Genomic DNA, 365 nt, shown 5'->3' with positions numbered 1-365 from the left:
AAAAGGTAAGTACCGCATAGAAGAAAAACTAAATGCTGTACAAGAATATTTAGATGATAAAGATAGTATGTGCTCCATTGCGAATAGATTGGGAATTGATGTATCTGCCTTTAGGCTGTGGGAAAATAAATATAGAGCGATGGGTGTGGATGCATTTTCTACAAATCAAAATAAGCATTATACTAAAGAAGAAAAAGAACAAGCGGTTGCAGCATATTTGGCGGGTGAAGGCTCTCTTATGAGTATCTGTAAAAAATTTAAAATTCATTCAACTGCTCAACTCAGGAACTGGATAAAGAAGTATAATGGTCATGAGGAGCTGAAAGCTTCCGGAACAGGAGGGACTGTCATCATGACCAAAGGAA

At 37.0% G+C, this 365-nt stretch carries 1 protein-coding gene; it reads left to right on the top strand.

From position 1 onward, the window contains the following. On the top strand, positions 1-365 hold a 365-nt coding region (locus KTH90_RS24750; RefSeq protein WP_238727627.1), incomplete at both ends, for a transposase.

Origin of the sequence: Diplocloster modestus (genome assembly GCF_019042245.1) — a bacterium.
Lineage (GTDB): Bacteria > Bacillota > Clostridia > Lachnospirales > Lachnospiraceae > Diplocloster > Diplocloster modestus.
Note: the sequence above shows the minus strand (reverse complement) of the source record. Positions and strands in the feature narration are given on the sequence as shown.